20 protein-coding genes, 1 pseudogene and 1 riboswitch are annotated in these 21,186 nt (G+C 38.1%); of the genes and pseudogenes, 3 read left to right on the top strand and 18 right to left on the bottom strand.

The features are described 5' to 3' along the window. Positions 1-11: 11 nt before the first annotated feature. The 4 genes from GMJ66_RS09700 to GMJ66_RS09685 all read right to left on the bottom strand — a co-directional run bounded on the left by GMJ66_RS09700 (position 12) and on the right by GMJ66_RS09685 (position 4,674). Positions 12-731, bottom strand: a complete 720-nt coding sequence (locus tag GMJ66_RS09700) for a DUF3784 domain-containing protein (RefSeq protein WP_156290124.1) — start codon at positions 729-731, stop codon at positions 12-14. A gap of 835 nt (positions 732-1,566) precedes the next feature. Beyond that, positions 1,567-2,754 carry an MFS transporter gene (locus GMJ66_RS09695; RefSeq protein ID WP_156290123.1) on the bottom strand — a complete coding sequence of 396 codons (1,188 nt, stop codon included), beginning with the start codon at positions 2,752-2,754 and terminating at the stop codon, positions 1,567-1,569. A gap of 354 nt (positions 2,755-3,108) precedes the next feature. After that, complete coding sequence (locus GMJ66_RS09690; protein WP_156290122.1) at positions 3,109-3,702, bottom strand: superoxide dismutase family protein; 594 nt, start codon at positions 3,700-3,702, stop codon at positions 3,109-3,111. Between the two features lie 456 nt (positions 3,703-4,158). Next, complete coding sequence (locus GMJ66_RS09685) at positions 4,159-4,674, bottom strand: DoxX family protein (protein WP_156290121.1); 516 nt, start codon at positions 4,672-4,674, stop codon at positions 4,159-4,161. Between the two features lie 349 nt (positions 4,675-5,023). Here GMJ66_RS09685 and GMJ66_RS09680 point away from each other — a divergent pair, with 349 nt between their 5' ends. From GMJ66_RS09680 to GMJ66_RS09670, 3 genes are all read left to right on the top strand, one after another. Then, positions 5,024-5,935: a DMT family transporter gene (locus tag GMJ66_RS09680; protein ID WP_156290120.1), complete on the top strand. Its 912-nt coding sequence runs from the start codon at positions 5,024-5,026 to the stop codon at positions 5,933-5,935. A gap of 249 nt (positions 5,936-6,184) precedes the next feature. Next, positions 6,185-6,718, top strand: coding sequence for a flavodoxin family protein (locus GMJ66_RS09675; protein ID WP_156290119.1), 534 nt, complete (start codon positions 6,185-6,187; stop codon positions 6,716-6,718). 186 nt (positions 6,719-6,904) lie between these two features. Further along, positions 6,905-8,008 carry an N-acetylmuramoyl-L-alanine amidase gene (locus GMJ66_RS09670; protein WP_156290118.1) on the top strand — a complete coding sequence of 368 codons (1,104 nt, stop codon included), beginning with the start codon at positions 6,905-6,907 and terminating at the stop codon, positions 8,006-8,008. Positions 8,009-8,402: 394 nt separating this feature from the next. Here the strand turns inward: GMJ66_RS09670 and GMJ66_RS09665 are convergent, their stop codons facing one another. The 14 genes and pseudogenes from GMJ66_RS09665 to GMJ66_RS09600 form a co-directional block, all read right to left on the bottom strand. Continuing rightward, a complete protein-coding gene (locus GMJ66_RS09665) occupies positions 8,403-8,684 on the bottom strand; it encodes a PepSY domain-containing protein (RefSeq protein WP_156290117.1) in 282 nt (93 codons plus the stop codon). Positions 8,685-8,928: 244 nt separating this feature from the next. After that, positions 8,929-9,510 carry a DUF6366 family protein gene (locus GMJ66_RS21050; RefSeq protein ID WP_331279677.1) on the bottom strand — a complete coding sequence of 194 codons (582 nt, stop codon included), beginning with the start codon at positions 9,508-9,510 and terminating at the stop codon, positions 8,929-8,931. Between the two features lie 190 nt (positions 9,511-9,700). Next, positions 9,701-10,036 (bottom strand): type II toxin-antitoxin system PemK/MazF family toxin, encoded by a 336-nt coding sequence (locus tag GMJ66_RS09655; protein ID WP_156290116.1) that lies wholly within the window; start codon positions 10,034-10,036, stop codon positions 9,701-9,703. Next, positions 10,029-10,226 carry a DUF2281 domain-containing protein gene (locus tag GMJ66_RS09650; protein ID WP_156290115.1) on the bottom strand — a complete coding sequence of 66 codons (198 nt, stop codon included), beginning with the start codon at positions 10,224-10,226 and terminating at the stop codon, positions 10,029-10,031. Before GMJ66_RS09650 ends, GMJ66_RS09655 begins: the two co-directional genes overlap by 8 nt. A 403-nt stretch (positions 10,227-10,629) precedes the next feature. Beyond that, positions 10,630-10,809: a hypothetical protein gene (locus GMJ66_RS09645; protein ID WP_156290114.1), complete on the bottom strand. Its 180-nt coding sequence runs from the start codon at positions 10,807-10,809 to the stop codon at positions 10,630-10,632. A gap of 157 nt (positions 10,810-10,966) precedes the next feature. After that, positions 10,967-12,010: a ribonucleotide-diphosphate reductase subunit beta gene (locus GMJ66_RS09640; protein ID WP_156290113.1), complete on the bottom strand. Its 1,044-nt coding sequence runs from the start codon at positions 12,008-12,010 to the stop codon at positions 10,967-10,969. Beyond that, positions 11,991-12,437, bottom strand: a complete 447-nt coding sequence (locus tag GMJ66_RS09635; protein WP_156290112.1) for a flavodoxin — start codon at positions 12,435-12,437, stop codon at positions 11,991-11,993. The genes GMJ66_RS09640 and GMJ66_RS09635 overlap by 20 nt, the downstream gene beginning before the upstream one ends. Beyond that, positions 12,422-14,656 carry a ribonucleoside-diphosphate reductase subunit alpha gene (locus tag GMJ66_RS09630; RefSeq protein WP_156290111.1) on the bottom strand — a complete coding sequence of 745 codons (2,235 nt, stop codon included), beginning with the start codon at positions 14,654-14,656 and terminating at the stop codon, positions 12,422-12,424. Before GMJ66_RS09630 ends, GMJ66_RS09635 begins: the two co-directional genes overlap by 16 nt. Before the next feature lie 311 nt (positions 14,657-14,967). Continuing rightward, positions 14,968-15,162, bottom strand: a riboswitch (cobalamin riboswitch). A gap of 220 nt (positions 15,163-15,382) precedes the next feature. Next, positions 15,383-16,177 (bottom strand): ABC transporter ATP-binding protein, encoded by a 795-nt coding sequence (locus GMJ66_RS09625; protein WP_156290110.1) that lies wholly within the window; start codon positions 16,175-16,177, stop codon positions 15,383-15,385. Continuing rightward, positions 16,170-17,156 carry an ABC transporter permease gene (locus GMJ66_RS09620; protein ID WP_156290109.1) on the bottom strand — a complete coding sequence of 329 codons (987 nt, stop codon included), beginning with the start codon at positions 17,154-17,156 and terminating at the stop codon, positions 16,170-16,172. The genes GMJ66_RS09625 and GMJ66_RS09620 overlap by 8 nt, the downstream gene beginning before the upstream one ends. 95 nt (positions 17,157-17,251) lie before the next feature. Further along, positions 17,252-18,274: an ABC transporter substrate-binding protein gene (locus tag GMJ66_RS09615; RefSeq protein WP_156290204.1), complete on the bottom strand. Its 1,023-nt coding sequence runs from the start codon at positions 18,272-18,274 to the stop codon at positions 17,252-17,254. Positions 18,275-18,482: 208 nt separating this feature from the next. Next, entirely contained in the window at positions 18,483-19,313 is an 831-nt protein-coding gene (locus GMJ66_RS09610) for an MBL fold metallo-hydrolase (protein ID WP_156290108.1), read from the bottom strand. A gap of 417 nt (positions 19,314-19,730) precedes the next feature. Continuing rightward, entirely contained in the window at positions 19,731-20,366 is a 636-nt protein-coding gene (locus tag GMJ66_RS09605; protein WP_156290107.1) for a DUF421 domain-containing protein, read from the bottom strand. 81 nt (positions 20,367-20,447) lie between these two features. Then, positions 20,448-20,664 (bottom strand): annotated as a pseudogene (locus GMJ66_RS09600) (asparagine synthase-related protein); the annotation flags it as partial. Between the last annotated feature and the right edge of the window lie 522 nt (positions 20,665-21,186).

Below are 21,186 nucleotides of genomic sequence, written 5' to 3'. Positions count from 1 at the left end.
AGTGCATTGTATTAGTTTTCCTGTAACTGATTATGCCATTTCCTTGTTTGTTCTACATCTTTACTATTAATAATAATATAGGTTCCATCCAGCTCGATAAATAAATAAGGTTTACTTTCCCTATGGACGAACAATTTCCCACTTCCATATTCCTCTACACTAAAATTTCCCATTAATCGCTCGCCAAATGCATATCCATTTGTACGGACATTTATTTCCGGCAATTCATCCAGTAATTCCACTTCCCGAATTTCCTGTAAGGAGACTTCCACCCCATAAGGACCAGTAATTTCTATTTGCTCATCTGATATCACTAACTCATTTCCTAAAAATCCCCGGCTTAATATATAGCCAACAATACCAATCGTTATAAATCCAGTTATTACGCTGGAAAGATATGCCGTTTGGCGTCTTTCCTTTAGTTCGTACTTTTGAATATATATATAGCCAACAACAAACAAAAGAACAAATATACCGACCGCAATTTCAAAAGCATAGGAAATCCCAAGCATCGTTAATAGCAGGCCTATTGTTAATTCGATGGCAATAATTAAATATAATCTTCCTGTTGCTTTCATATATCCTGACTTTTGCAGCTTTTTTATTTCTTCATTTGTGCGGTTTCTCATTCCGGTTATAAAGGAATATTTCTGTTTTTTTAAAATAAAATATGCGGCTGCATATGCAAAGGTCATAGCTATCGTTAAAAGGAAAATTCCTATCGCATTCATTGGTTGTACTCTCCTTGTTATACTAAAACTAGGCTATTTTCTATAAGATTGGGACTGCGATTACTAGTCCCATCGAAAAGATTTGTTGCTTTGTAATAAGAAAAGCGCAAGCGCCCGTATAGCGACGTACGGACTGCGCCTGGCCATGCCAGGTGGTTCGGTGTTACCGCGGAAAGCGGCGGTTTTAACGAACAGTCCCCGCAGGAGATAAAGGAAACACGACGAACGGAGTGAGTCGATGTTGACTTTCACCGCAAGGGTATAAGTGCGACTAAGCCTCTGGTTTCACCAATCGGCAAGTCTTCTTTATCGTACGGAGGTGAGGGAATTCTCGCTAGTCGCTGGGCGCTGGAGCTAGACATCGAAGCAAAAAAATTTATACTTTCTTATCTTTAGAAAAAAATTATTTCACACTTGATATAAATTTAGAACTAAGTGAGTGCACTGCCCGATTCCGCTCCAATCAACCATCACAATAGTAGATAACTATTTCTAATTTAATATAACTATAAGTTACACAGTACTATACTTAACGAGGAAATACACGGAGACTCCTGCGGGAAAAGTGGCATCGGTAAGACCCCTAAAGTCGCGACAAAGGATCAAAGGCTAAGAACGCCACGTCCTGGGGCTACGATTACTCGCCCCACCGAAGACCTTTTGTGGCAACGCCTTCGTGACCAACGTCCTATTAGCCCGATCACCTGCCGCCCGCGGAAAGCGAAGTATATAGTATATTTCCGTAGCGGTAGTATTATCTCAAATTAAACTAATTCGCATTCTATATAAATGGTAAAGGACTAAAAATCAACAAAACTTATGAAACAACTACTTTCTAGTTTACCATTCTCTTTGCCCGTATATAAAGATAAATGTATAACACCATGGATAATAGCACAGAAACTGCTGCTGTAAGGTAAATCATTCCATATCCAAATACAGCAATTAACCCGAAGAGAATCGCTCCACATCCAATGCCCAGGTCAAAAAAGGAGAAAAACGTTGCATTGGCCATCCCTTTTCGTTTGGTGTTTGCATTTTCCACAGCCCATGCCTGCAGAGCGGGCTGAACCCCACCAAAGCCCAGCCCATAAAGGGAGGCAGCAATGAAAAGTACCATCGTGTTTGGAAGCCAGGCTAATAACAGCATGGCAAGGAAAATAAGAATGGTACCAGGCAAAAATACATAAAGATGACCTTTTCGATCATAAAGTTTTCCGGCGAAGGCTCTCGATATCATTAAGAAAATAGCAAAGAAAAGAAAATACAGCTGAATTCCCTCTATGCCTTTTTCCAATGTATGTAAGGGCAAAAACGTAGCAATCCCCCCAAATGTTACTGTAATAAAAAATAATAGAATGGAAGGCTCTAATGCCGTTTTTTCAAATATATCCAGCTTAAGCGCAGTCGTTTTTTGTTCTGACTGGTCCACTTTTTTATAGTGAATTTTCGAGGCAAGCAGAAGAGAAACAAATCCAAGTGCTGCACAAAGTAAAAACAGCTGAGTGAATGATATGATCCCTACAAGTGCTAAACCTAGAGATGGTCCAAATGCAAGGGCAATACTACCGGATAACCCAAAATAACCTAACCCTTCCCCGCGGCGTTTCGGTGGGATGATATCCGTTGCAATCGTACCACCCGCTGTTGTCGAAAACCCCCAGCCAATTCCCTGTACGATTCGAAGTAAAAATAATAGGACAATGCCTACAACAAAAGCGTAGGATCCTACCGATAAAACAAAAATAGACAATCCGATAAGATAAACAAATCCCCTGCCTTTGGATTCAAGGGCATGCCCGGCATACGGACGGAATAACAAGGCAGAAAACGTAAATATCCCGACAACAGCGCCAACCAGCTGGTCCCCACCACCCAGCTCCTTTACAAACAGCGGAATGGTTGGTAATGTCATTTGAAAACCTAAAAATACGAAAAAATTGGCCATACAAACTAAGAGGAAATCCTTTGTCCAGATTCTATCCTCTTTTGATTCAGGATGTACGCTTGATATAGTTTCCATCTTCGTCTCCCTTTCTTTCCTTCGAGTTTCGAAATATTCGACGTATGAACGGGCAGCCACCTTCCTAAAAGGAAAATTAACTGCCCTTTCAATTTGCATCATTTTTCACGGTACCAGGGAAATATAAATTTTAGCCAAACAGTAGATTAACCCAGCTAAAATTTTAACGTCCCAAGTATAAGAGGATGTTCAAGCATGACGAACGCCGAATTTATAAATGTTCAATATGGTTTGCTATTTATTATACATGATACCCCGCCATTTTGGTAGTCGAATTTACGATTATTCAGAATTATATAATCAATAAAAAGCAATGCTCATTAGAAGAGCATTGCTTTTTAATTTACGAATAAGCTATTCAATTACTCCACAGGCAATTCGTTCTCCAGCATTACCTGAAGGCTGTGATTTATAATCATCTGCCTCGGCATGAATAACTAGTGACGTGCCATCTTCATTAAGCAGAGAATTTTCTTTTCCTTTTTCCAGTGTTACCATATCCGCTCTTACTTCAGTATAGATTTTGCCGTTTTCTGCTACTTTTAAATTTTCCAAGTCTCCAGCATGTCTACCATCTGGGTCATCAAAACCGTGATTATCTCCTGTTGGATTAAAGTGTCCTCCAGCAGACTCAAAATCCGGTGCTTCACATGAACCATTTTCGTGAATATGGAAACCATGGGCACCAGGGGGTAAATTTTCTCCTTTTATAGCAATGTTAACTCCTGTGTCCTCCGTCTCCACTAGGGATGCAGTAGCAACAACTTGTCCGTCTGCGTTTTTCAAGTCAACTAGGACATCCGATTCTATCATAGCATTCACTTCCTGATGCTCTTCATCATGGGATTCTGCACTTTGCTCATCCTGTTTATTTTCTAGTGTGTCCTGATTACTACATGCCATCAAAATCACGGGGGCAATAAACATCATAACAAATAGTCTTTTCATACATATTCCCTCCATAATATTTGTTTTTAACATTTTTCACCATTTCTAACAGGTTTAAACATAATAAAGAAGGATAGAGCCTTTTTACGTGACCTTTTGATTGATTCCTAGGCTCATTCGAAAACCTAGATCCTTTCTACGTGACTTTTTGATTGATTCCTGAGCTCATTCGGGCATCTAAAACTTCTAATCTATCATCGCTGGCTTTAGGCTATGGGGGGTGTATTAAACTACAAGGAGGTCGTCGTGAAGCGAAAACGTATCCCTCTTATTTAGTGTTTTACTATTTAGTCAGTAAAAGGAAGGTAAACTTAAGGTAGTGCACCGCCATGAATGCAATTCAGACAATAGATAATAACAACGATTCACGAAAAATGGTTCCAATCATCTAAAGCGATGTTCGGAACCATTTTCATATTATAATAAGTCTGTTAAGTCGGCCTTCTTTGTATAAATTTATACTGCTACTGCTTCTTTTTCCCCTTTATCTTTGACAATTGGTGTATGGTTTATCAAGAATGGGATGACCCATCTGTCTAATCCGTAACGTCCTGCGTTATATCCTGCTACAAGGATGAATACGGTCATTAATACCATTTGGGCGTTTGTGCTTACTGTTCCACTGAATAGAAATGCGAAATTCATCGTGATTCCCATCAGTGCTGCAAAGTTAGTGAAGATACCTAAAATAAGTGCTAAACCTACTAATACTTCGCCCCACATAACCAGGAAGCTGAAAACCTGGGCATTTGGTAATGCGAAAGTCTCTAAAAAAGCTGCCCACCAGCCTTGTACGGTAGGATGATCCCCGCCTGCACCTGCAATAGCTCCTTGAATAAATCCACTTGCATCAAATGTTCCACCTGTTACTTTGCCCAGGCCACCCATTAACCAGGTATACCCTAAATACACTCTTATTACTGTTAATATTCCTGCCACTACTTTATTGTTCCGAATAAATTCCATCATCATAAAAACCAACTCCTTTTATTTGATAATATTTATTTCATGTTCACTATTTCACAATATTGTGTTTGGTGTTCCTTAGTACATTTTTATAATAACATGTTTTTTCCTTTTTAAAATACATTTGCTCATTAGTTCACAATTAGTTAACAAATATTTGAACAAAATGTGAACTTAAGCAAGATGAGTACTAAAAATTTTATATGAATTTATTTTTTACCGGGAAGTAATTATGTGCATAAATACACAATTAGTGCTGATTTTCTAAACTTATATTATTTTAAATGAACTCGATTGTATCCTCTGAACACATTCGATATAATTTTAAATTATATATGGACAGGGGGGAAGACAGTTGAACAGTGGGGGAACTTCTAAATCGATTAGCTTACCATTAATTATTTCGATCATCGCCATTTCTTTTTCAGCGATATTTGTGAAATGGTCGGAATCCCCAGCGACGATTTCCAGCATGTATCGTATGTGGATTGCAGCCTTATTGATGCTGCCAATTGTCTGGAGATATCGAGGGGATTTCAAAAAAATCACAAAAAGGGACTGGAACCTGTTACTTTTTTCAGGGGCCTTTTTAGGATTGCATTTTGCCCTATGGTTTGGTTCATTAAAACTAACTACTGTAGCCAGTTCCACCATTATTCTTGCATTACAGCCGGTGATAGCTGTAATTGGTGGATTCTTACTGTATAAAGAAAGAACGAACACTTCAGCCCTGTTAACGATGGGAATTGCAGTAGTTGGAGTAGTCTTGATTGGATGGGGCGATTTTGCATTAAGTACGATGGCCATTATTGGTGATATTCTTTCCTTCTTAAGCGTCATTGCCGTTGTTGGGTATTTATTAATTGGTCAAAGTGTCGTAAAGAAAGTATCACACTGGATTTACAGTTTTCTAGTATTTACGATTGCCGCTATTTTCCTGACAATATTTAATGTTGGAACTGGTGTTGCATTCGGTGGATATGATGCAAAGGAATGGGGGATTTTCCTGCTGCTCGCTGTCGTGCCAACCATTTCTCACGTCATCAACAATTGGCTATTAAACTACGTTAATGCAACGACGATTTCCATGAGCATCCTTGGAGAACCAGTTGGTGCAAGTGCATTAGCTTTCTTATTACTTGGGGAAAAATTAACAAGCATGCAAATCGTTGGTGGGTTAATCGTATTAATTAGCGTCTTTTTCTTTTTGTTTAACCAGCAAAAGCGAACGGAGCAAAATGAAGCAGCAGTGGATAGTGCATACTGAACCTCTCATGACTAAAGCCACGAGTGTTCTCAGCTATATCACTCGGCTATTTTCATAAAAACAACAGTCTTTTAGAAAACAGCCTTTAATAATTTACATGTTTTTGGTTCCTCTTCATATATATTTAATATCTGCCATCATTACACGATTGGATTTTCTTTAAATCAACTTAAATTCCTGCAGAGAATATGGTTTATTTTCAGGGTTCTCTGTTATTTTCTTTATCATTACATTCAGGGAGGATATTAAATGAAAGTAGCGGTTATTCATGGGTCAACAAGAGTGAACGGAAATACGGAATACTTAACCTACCAGGCTGTTCCTAAGGAGAAAGGAACACATATTTATTTAAGGGATTACTTCATCCAGCCGATTATTGATGAACGTCACACGGAAAATGGGTTTCGTGAAGTTCACGACGATCACAAGAAATTGATTAATAAAATGATGGAGCATGATACTATCGTATTCTCCACCCCCATTTATTGGTATAGCATGTCGGGACCGATGAAAATTTTTATTGATCGGTGGTCACAAATTTTACGCGACGAGGAATATCCACATTTCAGAGAAGAATTAAAGAAAAAGAAAGTATACGTCATTGCAGTTGGCGGAGATAATCCAACGATTAAAGGTCTACCACTCATTGAGCAGTTTAATTATATATGTCAGTTTTACGGAATGTCCTTTGAGGGTTATGTCATTGGAAAAGCAAGCAAACCGGGACAAATTATTAATGACCATAAAGCGCTAAAGGCAGCTTCCGTCTTATTGGAGCAATAATACAAGATTACTAGATTAATTAAAATAGATATCCTATTTAATAAGCCTCCGAAAACATGAGAAAACTAATACCTCGCACGTTCTTTGGCAAAGGTGTTAGTTTTCTATTAAATTTTTACTTGTCTATTAGCTCATTACATAATAAGATTAATAGTAAATATATTCCATACAACAAAGGAGGCTACCATGAAGTCTATACGTAGCTTAATCACACTAGGATTCTCACTCTTACTTTTACTCGTCCCTGTAACAGGACACGCAGAAAATGGACAAACCTATGAAGTTAGTACAACCGTTCTTAATGTTAGAAGTGGTCCTTCAGCAAATGCTGATATATTAGGAATATTAACGAAAGGAAATCAATTAAAGACATTCCAGGAAAAATATGGATGGGTTCAAACGTATTATGGCGGAAAAGAGGCCTGGGTTGCGAAACACTACCTCATTCCACTACATAAACAAACCAATACGACTGTATTATCCTCGGAAACGATTACCGTGACAGCAGAGGGAGTAAATATCCGCTCTGGCCCTGGGGAAAGCTACTCCATTATCGGATCAGTAACAACAGGGGAAACATATAATCTTGTTCAAACAGAGGAAGATTGGCATCAAATCTCTTTTTCAAATGGTAACACAGGATGGATTGCTTCCTGGTTAACAAGTAAAGATACAACGAACAATAATGCAGAGGATAGTACTAATAAAACCGGAGAAGAGACAGAAGGAAATACTCCAACGTCTACCAATAGTTCATTAGCGGGTTATCATATCGTGATTGACCCCGGACACGGCGGAAATGATCCAGGAGCAATCGGATTTAGTGGAGTCTATGAAAAAGACTTAATTACTTCCACTGCGGATAAAGTTGCACAGCAGCTAAGCAACGCAGGAGCAACCGTTACGATGACCAGAACAGGAGATTATTATGTGTCCCTGGAGGAACGTTCACGTATTAGTAATGGACAACAAACGGACGCATTTATAAGTTTACATTATAATTCATTTCCTATTCTATCCGCTCAAGGTATTAACACGTATTATTACGGTACTGCTGGGAGAGAATTAGCCCAAGATGTTCATAATACGCTCTTATCCACGGTAACCTTGCGAAATCGCGGCATCGAACAGGAAAACTTTCACGTGCTTCGAAATACAGCAGCTCCTGCTATTTTAATAGAACTTGGATTTATTACGAATCCATATGATACAAGTATTGTAAAGACCGCTGATTATCAAAATAAGGTAGCCCAGTCTATTACAAATGGTTTAGTTAATTATTTTCAATAGAAAAGCTGTCCCTTTGAGGATAAGTAGTTTCACTTACCATGGAGAAACATTTAAAGCACGTGGTTTTACAGTATCTTTAACAACCATTTTAAGACTTGTTTTAACACGTAAAGCGCTTGGAAATCCAAGCGTTTTTTGCTTTGAATGATATCGTTTGTTGAACTAAAGATCCCATCACTTAATAAAAATAATATGATGCTATTTTTCCTTTATCTTAGTATATAGCCAAGGGATTCCAGAAAAGATTATAATTCCTGATAGAAATGAAAGAAAGATGAATTGACTTATAACGTTCATCAACAAAAGTACTACTAACGCTACTATGAAAAATATCCTCCAATATAGAATAAAGTTATTCATAAAAGTTCCCTTATTATATTGAATTAAACCCTTTTTAAATTAAAAAATTGTCACTTCTCCTTTTGATTATCTTACCATTCTGGTCATCAATATGTTCCATCCCACTCTCACAGTTATCATAGTTTTCCCATTCAACGATATACTTACCCCATTTGTGATTCACTGAGATTATTTTAACTTCTCCTATATCTCCAGAGTGTTGTTCAATAACAATTGATTCTGCTTCTGCTTCGGTTATTTTTGGACTTACACTTTTACAGCCATTAGAGATAAACAAAATAAAAACAAATAAAACAGGAAAGCCAATTTTTCCCACTTTTCTCCCCCCTTTAATTTATTGACGTTATTTTAATATTTAAAGTTTCAAGTACTTCCTTGTTTGACAAACCTTTAGTTAAATATCCATTATCTAAATAAAAACACAATAAATTTATAACAAAACCTAAACAATAGGTATTAAAATTTTCATTTAACCCCACAAAAGATTTTTTGTTTTACAACCTTTACTTTAATAAGTTATTTAATAGCTGAGGGTCTTTTAAAACCTCCTATATATATCACTAATTGTTTAAATACACAGTATCATTAAATGTCATTCCAAAATGACTGTATTCTATATGAACATTATTTATTGCTTCATGATGAATGACACTAACCCCATAAATTTCATCATCTTCTGAAGCAGTTTCATCATCTGATCTAGTGCTTGTTTTTATAGCTATCTCAGCTATTTTAGTAAAACCATATTCTTTCGCTTCTTCACTGTTATAATCATCCGTTATGATAAAACCTTGTAACGCATTACTAACTTGTAATCTTGTTTCTAAAGGCTTTTCATTTATATTTTCCGAAACATCTAATAATTTTATTTCACGAAAGCCATTGTTACCAATACCAATAACCACTGATTTATTATTTTCACTTGAAGCAATAGTACCAATCTCCAATGGTGGATTAAATTTCAATAAAAAATAAATACCGCCAATAATTATTACGAGAATAAGTATTCCAGTGCCTTTCCAACCTAAACTGCCCACTAAATCCGCAAGATTGCTCCCATGAATACTACTAGAAGGTTTTTTTAATTCTTCTTGTCTGATTTTTTCTCTTCTTATTTCAGGAGTTTCTTTATCATTACCCATTTTAATCCCCCTTTTAGGCTATATTGTTCATTCATTAAATTGATACCTCCTATACAAACCTGCTATTTTGCACAAGAAGCGATTCCTCTTAATGAAGAATTGCCTCGTTACTTTAAGTAGAAACCTTAAACATGTATTCAAAAATTCCACATATATAAAAAAGGACTGTTATCCAGCCCTCTTACATAAGTTATTTTATTAGATTATTAACTTTTGTCCGAACACTGTCCAAGACTTCGATGTTAACTTGTCCAAATTTTTTCCTGATAATCTCTTTAGAAAGTGTGTATATTTTATCTGCTCTGATTTCTGATCTAACTTTAAGTTCACCCTCTGTTAAATCTTTGGAATCAATGATTACTGAATAATCCAGATTTCTTAATTTTGATGTGATGGCTGCAACAACGATATCTTCTGTCATTTTGTTGTAACAATCTCTTGAAATTACTAGGACAGGACGTTGTTTTGAATTTGTTAAATCACTAAATGGAATTGGTATTAATACAATGTCACCTTGCTTATACATTATTCCAAACCTCATCATCGATATCATTATCCCAAAAATCCAAACTGCTTTCACTTGCCTTTGTTAAATCATCAGATAATCTCTTTTCTTGTTTAGTCTTTAAGTACTCAGCAAAATCTAAAATTTTATCCACTTCTTGCTCAGGTATTTCATCGATAATTTTAAGTAAACGTTCCTTGGCTGTATTCATGTTATCGGTCACCTCTTCCATGAATAGTTTATTTTATTATATCATCCAACGTTACTTTAAACATATATCAAAAAGCGATTTAATATTTCAAATCTGCCAGTTAGTCTAAGTGCATAACTTCACAACCGTTTAACTATATTTAGGCTTATCCTAAAATCCCAAAAATCCCTAATTAGAGTTTTAATTAGCAATGTAAATTACATATCAACTATAGCCCCACTAACATCTGTTAATTGTTGTGGTAATTACAAACCTAAAATTGATGCTCTCTTACATCACCAGTACTATATCAACGATAAATAGCATACCAATCCCAGCGATATGGTATGCTACTTAACTTATTCATTCCGTTTTTTTTCACCTAAATATATGGACTACAATAAAGTGAGGACAGATTTCTTATTTAATGGAACCATTTCCCCAGTTCCATTTTTATCGAATTCTTACTTGTGCTATTTTCATTTAATTCCCTTACACCCTGTTGAAACTTTATGTAAATATATAACTCTCGCATCATTTCTTCCAATGATACGTCATCCGGTAAATCTTTGATTAATTTCAATACTTCTTCTTTCTCTGACATAACAACCTCCCCCTTTTCTTCAGTATAGCACTAAGAAATTATTATTGCTGCTACTATGCTATGAAAAAGAATGGCGGGGTATGAGCAAAACCGGTAGGATCCTTTTCTCGGGGAGGTTCTCTCTGCTCATTCCCGCAACATACTTGACATTCACTTCTTACAAATCATCAAACCCATTCAGATCACTTGTTTTCGTATATTGTCTTGATTTCTGTTCAAAAAAGTCGGTCTTCGTTCCGTCAAAATTATCTGCATAGGCACGAATCCATTTCATTGGGTTATCTGTATGCTCTGGGTACAATTCGCTTAGTCCCATCATTCGAAGCATCTTATTTGCCCGGTATTTAATATATCCGGCCATCTCGTCTAAATCAAGACCTTCCACATCTTTTAATACATAGTTAGACCATTCGATTTCCAGTTCAGCCGATTCCTGAAAATGAGTATAAACCCAATTGGTAAAATCTTCATTATTGTATTCCGGATTTTCTGCTAATGCTGCTCGAAATAATTCCGCAATAAATCGGCCATGCTCTAGCTCATCCCGATTAATATAGCTTATCATTGTCGACGTGCCGACCATTTTATTATCTCTTGCCAAATGATAAAAGAAAGCAAAACCGGAATAGAAAAACATTCCTTCAAGCAATGATGTATAAACGAGTGTTTTTAAAATGTTCTCGATGGTTGGCTCTTCCACAAAAGCATTATACTGTGCCATCAAACTCTCATTTCGCTTTAGCAGGACCGGATCCTTTCTTCCGAGCTCAAATGCCCGTTTTTGGTCTTCCAGGGATACGACAGATGATAATACATAGGAATAACTTTCATTATGAACGGCCTCCTGCTGGGCAATGACGGCCATAATCGATTGAACAGCAGGGTCTGTCGCATATAAGGAAAGGAGCAATGCTGTTCTTGTTTGTGGTGCATCTAATGTAGATAGTAAACCGATTATCTTTAAATAGGCTTCCTGCTCCTCTTCCGTTAGTTGCGGAAATCCTTTGACATCGTTCGACATATTCACTTCATCTGCCTGCCAATAATTGCCGACAAGACGCTTATACATTTTATACCAATGCGGATAAGCAATATCATTCCAATTTAATATTCCACTCGATTGACCACCGAATAATGCAGTAGACTTATTCGGGTTTAATGGTTCTAATGTTTTCGCTTTTTTAAGCATAACTTTTTGCATCCTGCAGCACTCCTTCCACCCATTTTCCAATCATTGCTTCCTGACTCCCTCGTGGGGATTGTTCCACTTTTAACCCCGGCCATTGGCTATTGTAAAAATGGACAAGTTTATCAACGGCTCTGCAAAACAACTCATCCCCGCCAAACTGTGTATCTCCTGTTCCAAACACAGCCATATTATCCGGTTTATAGCCAATTTCCAGAACGAAATCCTTCACCTCATCTGGTGTACTTCCCCTATCCCATGTGAACGTTCCTAGAAAAACATAGTCATATTCCTCGGGATGGATTGGCATATCAATACCAATGCGATGTATATCGACTTTTACACCTTCATATATTAATTTTTCTTCTATGAACTCTGCCACTTCTTTCGTATTGCCGCTATATGATAAATACGCAATAACTGATTTCAACTTTGACACCACTCACATTCTTCCACATCGTTAGAAGTAGAACGAACATAATAAGTTGTTTTCAAACCTTCACGCCATGCTTGCAGATGTAAATCTAACAATACAGACGCACGAATCGTATTTGGTACGTAAAAATTAAATGATATGCTTTGGTCAATATGTTTCTGCCTTGCAGCATTTTGCCTAACCGACCAGCGCTGATCAACAATATATGCGGAACGACGATAAATATCATACGTATGGTGGTCTATATTTGGTGCAGTTACTGGAATTTTAAAATCCTTTTTTTCCTCATAGTAAAACGGCTTGAAAATTGGATCAATACTCGCGGTCGATCCTGCAATCATAGCTGTAGTCGAATTCGGTGCCACCGCCATAAGGTAAGCATTGCGCATGCCTTTTTCCTTTACCTCTTCCTTTAAAGCAGTCCACTTTTCATCGGTATATTCCTTTTCTTCAAAATACATTCCCGTACTCCATTTACTACCGTTAAACATCGGATAATGCCCTTTTTCTTCACTTAATTCCATACTGCTTTTAATCGTTAAATAGGCGATTTTTTCATATAATTGATCTGCATATTGAACGGCTTCTTCTGTTTCCCATTTCATTCCTTTTACCGCCAGTAAATGATGCCAGCCAAACGTTCCAAGACCGATTGCACGATATTTTTTATTTGTCAGCTCCGCCTGTTTAATTGGCAGGGTATTAATGTCAATCACATTATCCAGCATGCGAACCTGTATAGGAATAAGACGTGAGAGCACACCATCCACAACAGCCTTTCCAAGATTAATGGAGCTCAGATTACAAACGACATAATCTCCTGCCTTGTATTTTTTCACAATCGTCTGCTCCGCTTCCACAAATTCTTCTATTAATTCGGTTGGCGACTGATTTTGTGTAATTTCCGTACATAAATTAGAGCAGTAAATAATACCTGCATGCTGATTCGTATTTGTTCGGTTTACCTCATCCCGGTAAAACATAAACGGAGTTCCGGATTCGAGCTGTGATTTCATAATCCGTTTCATGATTTCAATGGCCGGCACTCTCTTTGTTGATGTAAGATTCGCTTCTATACATTCCTGGTATTTTTCCCTGAAGCTGCCACTGCCCTTTTCTTCATCAAAATAATCCTCCAACGAATACCCCATCACCTGGCGAACTTCATGCGGGTCAAACAAATACCAGTCACCGCGTTTTTCTACCTGCTCCATAAAATAATCTGGAAGGCATACACCTGTGAAAATATCATGGGCACGCATTCGATCATCACCATTATTTAATTTCAAGTCCAGAAACGCCTCAATATCCCGGTGCCATACATCCAAATAAACAGCAATGGCACCTTTTCTCGTACCTAATTGATCAACACTGACTGCCGTATTATTTAACTGTTTAATCCACGGAACAACACCACTGGACATCCCTTTAAATCCTTTAATATCACTGCCTCTTGCACGCACTTTCCCCATGTAGACACCAATACCGCCACCGTTTTTTGATAGATTGGCAATATCTGTATTACTGTCATAAATCGACTGCAGGCTATCATCCACGGTATCAATAAAGCAGCTGGAGAGCTGGCCATGGGTTTTCCCGGCGTTTGCCAACGTCGGTGTGGCAACGGTCATGTACAGGTTGCTTAATGCCCAATATGCTTCTTCCACTAATTTCGTACGCTGTTTCTCATTTTCATTTTGCATCAAATACATGGCAATGACCATCCAGCGCTCCTGTGGCAGTTCATACGTGTTTTTCTCAAAATCGGTTGCCAAATATCGGGTCGCTAAAGTATGTATGCCTAAATACGTAAATTGCAAATCCCTTTCCGGCTGTATTATTGTTCCAAAATAGCTAATTTCCTCTTCTGTATATTTGTTTAAAAGATGGGACGAATAGATCCCTTTTTCTGTTAACTCTTGGATCAACCTATAAAATGAACCATAATGCTGCACTTCAAAGTCATATCCCCGATTCTCAGCAGCCTGACGATACAGTTTTTGTAAATACATTCTCGCAGCTGCATATGTCCAATCTGGGCCTGCTTCATCAATATGGTCCAATGCAACCTTAATTAAATAATCGAGCTTTTTATCGATATCCATATCGTCATTGATATAGGTTGATGCTTTGTCTATGTATGAATCGATGTTGATGGATAATCCTTTGGACACCTCTTCTATCATTTCCGTTAATTCCGTTTGGGTTATGGCAACACTGGTCATTACGTAATTCCTCCTTATTCTTTCTAACGCTTTTTCATTATTTAATCCGCAACCTGCATACCTTCTCTTTTCGTAGGTAAATCGTGGCAGGGTCTCATTCTGTCCACTGCCACCATGGGTGACTAAGTGTATACAGGCTGTTCGGTTTTAAAGATTATTTTCCTGTTTATCTAAAAGACACTTTCTTTTAGATACGTAACAGGCTTTTATAGGCATGAAAAAACACTCATCCCAATTTAACAGGGTGAGCGGTTCAAAACGACAGAAAGTATATGTCAATCTATCGTTTCACCTTCTCTCACCCCGGAGAAATGAAACTTAAACAAATGGCAGGTATCCTGACTTATGCTTCTAACCTACTAGAGACCTTCCCATATCAGCACCGTGAAGTTCCTGATACAGTGGATTCCTCGTTCGTACACATTTACAGTTGCGGGGGCAGCTCCAGATTTTCACTGGATTCCCTTTTTAAGACTTGTGCTGTCACCATTACTAAAACACTATATGTAGTATTTAATTTTAAATTGCATTCAATATATTGATAGATTTAAGATTATCATATCATATAATAGATTGCAATGACTATCATGGATAATTAATTTTTCTTATATTTGATGTTAAAATTTTGGCTGCGACAATCGACTTCCTAGCTACACTTTTATACTTTCCCAGTGTAAAAATACAGGAGTTTAATCATGGATTAAACTCCTGTACTCTGTTCTATTTTTAAGTTAATACAGCACGGTCATCTCCAAATTGTTCTCCACGGATACGTTGGAATTCATGCAATAAATCTTCTATGGAAAGTTTCTGCTTTTCCTCCCCACTGACATCAAAGATAATTTGCCCTTTATCCATCATAATCAACCGATTTCCCAGGTCCAGCGCCTGCTGCATATTATGGGTGACCATTAACGTCGTTAGTCCCGATTCTTTTACAACTTTATCGGTTAGACTTGTAATCAATTGTGCACGGGAAGGATCGAGCGCTGCCGTATGTTCATCTAATAATAGAATATCAGGTTCCGTAAAGGTAGACATCAACAGTGATAATGCCTGCCTTTCCCCACCGGACAGCAAACCTACTTTTGCTGTCAGCCGCTCTTCCAAACCAAGATTAAGAGTTTTTAAATATTCCTTAAACATTTCCTTACGATGTTTCGTAACGCCTAATTTAAGTTTTCGTTTCTTATTACGGGAGTAAGCCATCGCCAGATTTTCCTCAATGGTCATCGATGGCGCCGTACCTGCCATCGGGTCCTGAAACACACGCCCAATAAACTGTGAACGCTTGTATTCCGGTAAATGGACAACTTGTTTTTCATTAATAAATACATCCCCAGTATCCGGAATCAGTGCCCCGGAAATAATATTCATTAATGTGGACTTACCAGCACCATTACTACCAATAACCGTTACGAAGTCTCCTTGGTTTAGTTCCAGTTGAATATTCCTTAATGCTTTCTTCTCGTCGGGAGTACCTTCATTAAAGGTAACAGAAATATCATTTAGTTTAAGCATGGCCATCTCCTCCCACTTTCAACTGCTGACGTTTAATCAAACGGCGTTTCTGTTCTCTTCTTGACTGAATAATTTTAGGTGTAACAAGTGCAGCCACAACAATCACCGCGGTAATCAGCTTCATGTCTCCTGTTTCCAAGAAGTCAACACGAAGCGCCAATGTAACAATAATACGGTAAATAACAGCCCCAAGGATCACAGCAAGTGTTGCCCGAACAACAGTTTTCGTACCAAATAATGCTTCCCCGATTATAATGGAGGCCAAACCAATGACAATCATTCCTAATCCCATATTTACATCGGCAAATCCGCCCAATTGAGCAATTAACCCACCGGAAAGCGCAACTAACGCATTCGAAATACCAACTCCGACAATAATAAGTGAATCTGTATTGGCAGACAAGCTGCGAATCATCTTTTTATTATCACCAATTGCCCGTAATGCTAAGCCAACTTCTGTTTTCAAATAGTAATCCGTTAAATATTTAATACCAAATGTTACAATAATCATCACAATTACAATTGCCCATGTTTTAGGTAACCTTTCCATTCCGACGGCAGTAAGTATTCCATTAAACACGGAATCAAGCGCAATGATATTCCAAATTGTTTGCAATTGATTAAACAAGGTTATTTCATTTAATAAAGACAATGTCGGCTGTCCCATAATTCGTAGATTAATAGAATAAAGTGCGGTCATCATTAAAATCCCAGCCAGCAAAGAATTTATTTTACCTTTTGTATGCAATATCCCTGTTAAACAGCCGGCAAGAAAACCTGCAGCTGCTGCTAATAATGTTGCAACAATCGGCGGGATACCATTAACAATGGAAAATGCAGCAACTGCTGCCCCTGTCACAAAACTACCTTCTACCGTTAAATCAGGAAAATCCAGAACACGAAAGGTTAAATAAACGCCTAAAGCCATGATTGCATAGATAATTCCTGATTCGACAGCACCAAATAATGATATAAACATGATTTCCTTCCTCTCGTGTAATATTCATGAAGTAAATAGCGCAAGTATAAAGTACGATAGAGCCAGTTATCAAACTGGCTCTATCGGCATATCCATTACTCTTCTTTATCAACAAATTGAGCAGTATCGTCCCACTCTGTATTCCACTCAATTCCTTGTTCCTCTGCAGCCTCTTTATTAAGGAATAGTTGAATTTCCGGTGGATATTCCGGAGCGATTTCTCTTACTGCTTTTTCACCAGTTAAAATATCTGCTGCCATTTCACCTGCACGATATCCTAATGTGTAGTAGTCTATTCCAAATGTCGCGAATCCACCTTTAGCTAAGGAATCCGGTTCCCCAACGATAAGTGGAATGTCCTGGTCGTTTGCAACCCCAACTACACTATCTAATGCAGATACAACTGTATTATCCGTAATGATGTAAATCACGTCTGCTTCTCCCACTAATGTCATTGTTGATTGTTGTACCTCAGAAGCATTAGCTACAGTACGCTCAACAATCGTAAGTGACGTACCCTCTGCTGCTTCTTTTACTGCATCCACTTGGGATACAGAGTTCTGTTCCCCGGCATTATATACCATTCCAACCGCAGAATCCGGGAAATACTCTTCAATGAATGCTACCGTTTCCTGAATTGCATCCGGATGCAAATCCACATTACCTGTAATGTTTTCTCCAGCTTCATCCATGGATGGTACTAAGCCTGATCCAACTGCATCAGATACCGATGTAAAGATAATCGGAATGTCACTTGTAGCTTGTAATGCCCCAAGCGCACTAGGTGTAGAATTAGCAAAAATTAAATCTACCCCATCTGCAACAAAACCATCCGAAATTGGTTTTACATTGTTTTGATCATTTTGTGCACTTTGAAAATCGTATTCTACATCTAATCCTAAATCTTCCAACGCATCCTGGAATCCTTTATAAGCATTATCCAAAGATGGATGTTCTACAATTTGTGTGGCACCGACAGTATACGTTTGCCCATCATCAGATCCGCTTTCTCCCTCAGATTCACCGCTGTCAGTGCTATCATCGTTTGACCCAGATCCACAAGCCGCTAATAATACAACAAAACTAATGATTGCAAGTAACTGCAATAGCTTTTTCATCTTTTTCATCTCTCTACTTCCCCCATTTACAGTGTTAAAGTATGATAAATATTTAAACGTGATTATATCATACTATCTGCCTAATCGCGAGAACTTTTTAAACATTTCCAGTAAACTTGCTATTCTTTCATCAATAAACAGAAAATAGTACAATTTTAACACCAATTTAACACCACATTCGACAAATTTCGGGAAGTGACAGGCACCATTAGTCTACGTAGCGTCCGTGCTCTGGGATGGCTCTTTCTTGAAAGGTGGTTGCCAGTTCGGTCAAGCCATCTTTCAGCTCTTCGCCAAACATAGGAACCCCATGTCCAGTGATTGCCCGCTCCGGCTTCAAATCCGAAAGCTTCTTCACTGAAGCCTCTGCTAAATCCCAATCCGGTGTGTAATACACAGGTGGGCCATTAATTTCCTCTTCCTGTGTCAAGACATCGAATAATTCATCCTGTTTCACCGTAGTAAAGGCATCCCCAGCAATAAGAGTTCTGTCCTCTTCACGAAATAGCGATACATGGCCAGGGGTATGACCTGGCGTATGAATCCACTGCCAGCCAGGCATCTCCGGTACGGTTCCGTCATCAGGGAGTTGATGCACCGCCGTTTGCAGATTAATTGGCTCACTTGGAAAGAACCTGGACATTTTAGCAACTAAGCCACCCGCAACAGTTGGGTCTGGTTCCGGATAACTTTGTCCACCGGTTAAAAATGGTAATTCCAATTCATGTGCATAAACAGGGACATCCCATTTATCCACTAACTCTTCCACTGCACCTACATGATCAAAATGGCCGTGAGTTAGGATAATAGCTTTTGGCTTAGCACCTTCACCAAACAATTCTTCCGTTACATCTAAAATTTTCTCAGCAGATTTGGGCATGCCAGCATCAACTAGTACCCATCCATCTTCCTCGCCTACGAAACATAGATTGACAATTTGATTTGTGTAAACATGGACATGACTCGCAATCATGGACACATTGCCATCTCCAACCGATGTCATAGGCATTAATTTATCTGGTTTTGATTTATCATTCATTCTTCACCCCTCCAATTCATTTCTTATTTTCCCCAAACTAAATATGATTTATGTTTAGAAGGCTGTATTCTAAGGTGGTTGTTTTCACACATAAGATACTGCAACTCCAGCCGCTTTTCGAACTAACTATCATTTCAAATTGTGTCCCATAAAAAAAGCAAGCATTAAAAAATTTACAAAGATTTAATATTCAATAAATTATTTATTTTTAGGTTTTTGTATGTTATACTTTATTCGTAAAGATGCTTACCCCCAACCGCCATTACAAATGGGTTTTGGCGGTTTTCTTTATGCTTTGAAAAAGTTGACGTTCTCCTGTTCTTTTAATTTTGGTTTTTATTTTCCCTTCCCTGATTTCATTCAAGTCCAACGACTCGCTACCTACTATCTACTTCCAACAATAAAAATACCCACCAATTAATCCATGCGACTTGGCGGGTTACTTTTATGTGTATTCCTCCGAACTTCAGCAAACATCGTTTCCTGCTGTTCTGGAGGAACGAATGACTTATTAGCTTGATTATTATTTTGATTCGGGACATTAAGCTGTGTTAGAGTTTGTTCCAACATACTTTTTAATTGATTAAATTCTCTCTTTGTAACAGGCTGTAAATCTTCCTTTAAAACCATTGCAACCCGTCCATTTGGTTCAATTGTTGCCCATTGGACATCTTCTATTCGCTGGACATTCTGCTGGCGTAAATTCATCTCCAGCTGGTCCACGGTCAACCTAAACTGTTTCAAATTTTGTTCCTTCAGTTGGCCATTTTCTATTAATACTTTAGACTTTCCAGTGATGATATTTTCAAAAGTATCCCCTTTAACTTGTAAGAGCTCCATAACAATTAAAGTTAAAACGAGGATTAGCCCGACTAGGAGAGTACTCCAAATATTTTTACCAGCTATCGGCTGAATAAGTAATGATCCAATCCCAATCATGATAACCGTCTGAGCAAGTGTCATTTGAGAAATTGATTTTCTCCCTGCAAAGCGTAATAAAAGTGTCCCTCCAACAACAATAATTACTGCTTTCCATAATAGATCCCATTCCATGACCATCGCCCCCTTTCATTTTTTTATAGTTTTGCTAGTAGCTTGATTTTTATACAAACTATTACAATAAGGAAGGCGATACATTTCAACCTTTAGCCAATACTTGATTGATACTGGTAAACCAGGTTTTTCCGATGCAGGACATGGTCTGGTACAATTTCATATTCCGCTTTTCTTAAAATGGATTTCGTCGTTCCACCTGTAATTTTATGATCTACCGGAATGCTCCGTGCAATCTTAAACACCTCTTTATCTAAAATAGGACACGAAGTTCTAAAGAATGGGACATCGTCACCTTGGTGCTGGTTTCCTTTCTTTATCTTTTTAATGAGTTTTATAGTCTTTCTCTCCTGCAACGGCATCAACCCCCTTCTTCTGCAGCTCTCACTATATATGCCTTTTAGGAAAAAGTTTTAAAAAAGGATAATTATTTTAAAAAATTTTAGCAAAGAACAAAATCGCAAGCGCCCGTTTAGCGACGTACGAGACAGCGCCTGGCCATGCCAGGTGGTTCGGTGTTGCCGCGCAAAGCGGCGGTTTTAACCGAACAGTCCCCGCAGGAGATAAAGGAAACATACCCCTTCATAGGGGTATGCCGACGCCTGAGCGCTAGAGCCCGCTTTTAGTCGGCCTTCCTTAAAACCTGAGTCGATGTTGACTTTCACCGTAAGGGTATAAGTGCGACTAAGCCTCTGGTTTCACCAATCAGCAAGTCTTCTTTATCGTACGGAATCGAAGGAAGTCTCGGTAGTCGCTGGGCGCTGGAGCTGGATGTGACTACTTATAGTAATAATAATTATCCACAGGTTTTACATTTTAT

It is taken from the genome of Oceanobacillus salinisoli (assembly GCF_009733865.1).
Lineage (GTDB): Bacteria > Bacillota > Bacilli > Bacillales > Amphibacillaceae > Oceanobacillus > Oceanobacillus salinisoli.
Note: the sequence above shows the minus strand (reverse complement) of the source record. Positions and strands in the feature narration are given on the sequence as shown.

What these genes read in the sequence shown, in the direction of transcription:
- GMJ66_RS09645 (WP_156290114.1), bottom strand. Translation starts at nt 10,809, where the DNA reads ATGTCAGAGAAAGAAGAAGTATTGAAATTAATCAAAGATTTACCGGAT.
- GMJ66_RS09615 (WP_156290204.1), bottom strand. Translation starts at nt 18,274, where the DNA reads ATGAAAAAGCTATTGCAGTTACTTGCAATCATTAGTTTTGTTGTATTA.
- GMJ66_RS09605 (WP_156290107.1), bottom strand. Translation starts at nt 20,366, where the DNA reads ATGGAATGGGATCTATTATGGAAAGCAGTAATTATTGTTGTTGGAGGG.
- GMJ66_RS09630 (WP_156290111.1), bottom strand. Translation starts at nt 14,656, where the DNA reads ATGACCAGTGTTGCCATAACCCAAACGGAATTAACGGAAATGATAGAA.
- GMJ66_RS09610 (WP_156290108.1), bottom strand. Translation starts at nt 19,313, where the DNA reads ATGAATGATAAATCAAAACCAGATAAATTAATGCCTATGACATCGGTT.
- GMJ66_RS09620 (WP_156290109.1), bottom strand. Translation starts at nt 17,156, where the DNA reads ATGTTTATATCATTATTTGGTGCTGTCGAATCAGGAATTATCTATGCA.
- GMJ66_RS09640 (WP_156290113.1), bottom strand. Translation starts at nt 12,010, where the DNA reads ATGCAAAAAGTTATGCTTAAAAAAGCGAAAACATTAGAACCATTAAAC.
- GMJ66_RS09700 (WP_156290124.1), bottom strand. Translation starts at nt 731, where the DNA reads ATGAATGCGATAGGAATTTTCCTTTTAACGATAGCTATGACCTTTGCA.
- GMJ66_RS09695 (WP_156290123.1), bottom strand. Translation starts at nt 2,754, where the DNA reads ATGGAAACTATATCAAGCGTACATCCTGAATCAAAAGAGGATAGAATC.
- GMJ66_RS09690 (WP_156290122.1), bottom strand. Translation starts at nt 3,702, where the DNA reads ATGAAAAGACTATTTGTTATGATGTTTATTGCCCCCGTGATTTTGATG.
- GMJ66_RS09670 (WP_156290118.1), top strand. Translation starts at nt 6,905, where the DNA reads ATGAAGTCTATACGTAGCTTAATCACACTAGGATTCTCACTCTTACTT.
- GMJ66_RS09655 (WP_156290116.1), bottom strand. Translation starts at nt 10,036, where the DNA reads ATGTATAAGCAAGGTGACATTGTATTAATACCAATTCCATTTAGTGAT.
- GMJ66_RS21050 (WP_331279677.1), bottom strand. Translation starts at nt 9,510, where the DNA reads ATGGGTAATGATAAAGAAACTCCTGAAATAAGAAGAGAAAAAATCAGA.
- GMJ66_RS09650 (WP_156290115.1), bottom strand. Translation starts at nt 10,226, where the DNA reads ATGAATACAGCCAAGGAACGTTTACTTAAAATTATCGATGAAATACCT.
- GMJ66_RS09625 (WP_156290110.1), bottom strand. Translation starts at nt 16,177, where the DNA reads ATGCTTAAACTAAATGATATTTCTGTTACCTTTAATGAAGGTACTCCC.
- GMJ66_RS09685 (WP_156290121.1), bottom strand. Translation starts at nt 4,674, where the DNA reads ATGATGATGGAATTTATTCGGAACAATAAAGTAGTGGCAGGAATATTA.
- GMJ66_RS09675 (WP_156290119.1), top strand. Translation starts at nt 6,185, where the DNA reads ATGAAAGTAGCGGTTATTCATGGGTCAACAAGAGTGAACGGAAATACG.